This is a genomic window from Bacillus sp. SG-1 (assembly GCF_000181495.1).
In the GTDB taxonomy this organism is placed as follows: Bacteria; Bacillota; Bacilli; order Bacillales; family Bacillaceae_B; genus Rossellomorea.
This window is the reverse complement of sequence record NZ_ABCF01000162.1, coordinates 1-1,633: the sequence shown is the minus strand read 5'-3', so window position 1 is coordinate 1,633 and position 1,633 is coordinate 1. Positions and strand designations below refer to the sequence as shown.

Here is a 1,633-nt window from a genome sequence, read left to right as displayed (position 1 = left end):
ATTTGTGGCAACGGCATTGGCAGCGGCAATCGGTTCTCTCATTATGGGACTGATAGCGAAATACCCAATCGCCCTGGCACCGGGGATGGGTCTAAACGCATTCTTCGCGTATACAGTCGTTTTAACAATGGGGATTTCTTGGCAAGCTGCACTAACAGGCGTGTTGATCTCAGGACTCATCTTCATCGTCCTGACGCTGACGGGGCTGCGTGAAAAAATCATCAACTCGATCCCTGCGGAATTGAAATATGCCGTTGGCGCAGGTATAGGTCTTTTCATAACTTTTGTAGGATTTCAAAATGCCGGAATCATCACTAACAACGATGCTACACTTGTAGGTCTTGGTGACCTGACGAACGGAAACACGCTTCTGGCGGTGTTCGGGATTTTCATAACCGTCGTTCTGATGACCAGAGGAATCAAGGGCGGAATTTTCTTCGGTATGGTCGTTACAGCCATTGCCGGTATGATTTTCGGTCTAATCGATGCTCCTGAAAAGTTAGTAGGAGCGATCCCAAGCCTTGAGCCGACATTCGGTGCTGCGCTGGATCCGCTTTTCAATGACGTTTCAAGCGTCTTTACGATTCAAATGCTTGTAGTCGTGCTGACATTCTTGTTTGTAGACTTCTTTGATACTGCCGGTACTTTAGTGGCGGTGGCGAATCAGGCCAACCTAATGAAAGATAATAAGCTTCCGAGAGCAGGAAAAGCACTTTTCGCTGACTCTTGTGCCACGGTTGTGGGAGCGGTTCTTGGAACATCCACCACAACTTCTTATATTGAATCTTCTGCCGGGGTGGCTGCAGGTGCGAGATCAGGATTTGCTTCTGTCGTAACAGCCTTATTCTTCTTGCTGTCACTGTTCTTCTTCCCGCTGCTGGAAGTGATTACAGCTCCGGTAACGGCACCAGCGCTCATCATCGTCGGTGTTCTAATGGTATCAGCGATCGGTAAAATTGACTGGAACCGCTTTGAAGTCGCAGTTCCGGCATTCCTGACAATCATCGCCATGCCGCTGACATACAGCATCGCAACTGGTATCGCAGTCGGATTCATCTTCTATCCAATCACGATGATCATGAAGGGACGCTCAAAAGAAATTCACCCAATCATGTACCTTCTGTTTGTCGTCTTTGTTCTATATTTCATATTCTTAATTTAATCGCAGCGACAGCTTCTCATTGAGGGGCTGTTTTTTTTATTGGGTCTAAATCGGTTTTCTTCGGTAGGGTATTGCAGACTTTGGGGCGGTGGAATTGGGAAAAGCGGGAATCGACCGGGTCAAAGGTGGGGTTAGAGGTGGTGGAATCGGGAAAAGAGAGAATCGACCTGGTCAAAGGGGTAGTTCGAGGTGGTGGAATTGGGAAAAGAGAGAATCGGCCCGGTCGAAGAGGTGGTTCGAGGTGGTGGAATTGAGGAAAAGAGAGAATCGGTCTGGTCAAAGGGATGGTACGAAGTGCTGGAATCGAGAAAAGAGAAAATCGACCACGTCAAAGGAACCCTATGGGATGAAGAAGCGGAAAGAAGCGAGTATCTAATAGAAAGAAAAATCAAAGTATCCATAGAGCTTCTAAGGGATCAAAGAATCTAAAACCCAAGCAACTCCAAATATCTTTATCACATGGAAAACTGT

General features: G+C 47.1%; 2 protein-coding genes. Both read left to right on the top strand.

All coding sequences use genetic code 11. The features are described 5' to 3' along the window. On the top strand, nt 1-1,162 hold a 1,162-nt coding region (locus tag BSG1_RS19400), incomplete at its 5' end, for an NCS2 family permease (RefSeq protein WP_006838949.1). Between the two features lie 189 nt (nt 1,163-1,351). Then, on the top strand, nt 1,352-1,591 hold the full coding sequence (locus BSG1_RS19395; RefSeq protein WP_006838948.1) for a hypothetical protein: 240 nt from the start codon (nt 1,352-1,354) through the stop codon (nt 1,589-1,591). Nucleotides 1,592-1,633 lie beyond the last annotated feature (42 nt).